The 1,476-nt window shown below is 30.5% G+C and carries 1 protein-coding gene and 1 pseudogene; both read right to left on the bottom strand.

Annotation, left to right across the window (positions count from 1 at the left end; genetic code table 11):
- Positions 1–730, bottom strand: a pseudogene (locus LDP10_RS02870) (transketolase); the annotation flags it as partial.
- A 93-nt stretch (positions 731–823) separates the two neighbouring features.
- The coding region (locus tag LDP10_RS02865; protein WP_265197241.1) for a transaldolase family protein at positions 824–1,476 on the bottom strand (653 nt) is incomplete at its 5' end.

Raw genomic sequence — 1,476 nt, 5'->3', positions numbered from 1 at the left:
TACAAATAATAATAGATGGACGATCTATGACACTTTTAGATTCTATAATAGCATTCCTAATCTCTTCAGGAGCATGACCATCTACATTATCGACAACATGCCAATGATAAGATTTAAAACGCAAAGCAGTGTCGTCATTACACCAATCATTTATTTTACCATCTATAGATATTCCGTTCTTATCGTAAAAAACAATCAATTTCCCTAATTCTAAAGTGCCAGCCAAAGAACAAACTTCATGAGATATACCTTCCATAATACATCCATCACCCATAAAAACCCATGTATAATGATCAACAATGTTATAACAAGAACGATTAAAATAAGATGCCAAAGTACGTTCAGCTATTGCCATACCTACTGCTGATGCTAAACCTTGACCCAATGGTCCAGTAGTAATTTCTACCCCAGGAGTAACTCCAATCTCAGGATGTCCAGGTGTTTTAGAATTCATCTGTCTAAAATTTTTTAAATCTTCAATAGATATATCATATCCTGTCAAATGCAAAAGACTATATAACAACATAGATCCATGACCATTAGACAAAACAAAACGATCCCTATCATACCATAAAGGATTTGCAGGATTATGCTTTAAAAAATTTCTCCATAGAACTTCAGCGATATCAGCCATACCCATTGGTGTTCCAGGATGTCCTGAATTAGCTTTTTGAATTGCATCTATACTTAATACCCTAATTGCATTTGCCAACTCTCTTTCTGAATACATAATTATCCTTATAAAAATTAATAAATAATAATATTTTTCCCAAAATAATTTTAACTTTAATAAATCAATACTAAAAACATATACGTACATACACTAAAATTTATCTGCTACCATTTTTTCTAATTTAATTTGATCATATCCAAACTGACGAATACCATCAGATAATTTTTCAACAGCCATAATATCTTGATTATGTAACCAACGAAAATCTGATTCAGTCACCTTTTCCCCAGGATTAAAATTATTTTTAATGTTAAATAATTTACGCTCTACTATATCGGTACTAGATTCTAATTCTGATAATAAAAAAGGTGATATAGTTAAACGATCGCATCCTGCTAAACCTAAAATTTGTTCTTTTCTTCGAAAACTAGCACCCATTATGATCGTAGAATACCCATTTTCTTTATAATAATTATATATCCTATGTACAGACATCACACCTGGATCTTTTTCGTAACTATAAGTTCTTATAGGAGTAATTTTTTTATGCCAATCATAAATTCTCCCTACAAAAGGAGAAATCAGATAAACACCAGCTTCTGCACATGCTTGTGCTTGAACAAAAGAAAACAAAAGAGTTAAATTACAACGAATATTATTTTTTTCTAATTCTTCTGCAGCTTTGATCCCCTCCCAAGTAGCAGCTAATTTAATTAAAATTCTAGAACGATCAAAACCTTCTTCTTCAAACATATTAATTAATTTATAAGCTTTTTCTATACATAGTTCTTTATTAAAAGATA

It is taken from the genome of Buchnera aphidicola (Pemphigus obesinymphae) (assembly GCF_026122815.1).
In the GTDB taxonomy this organism is placed as follows: domain Bacteria; phylum Pseudomonadota; class Gammaproteobacteria; order Enterobacterales; family Enterobacteriaceae; genus Buchnera_C; species Buchnera_C aphidicola_BJ.
The sequence above is the reverse complement of the archived record's forward strand: the minus strand, read 5'-3'. Positions and strand labels throughout refer to the sequence as shown.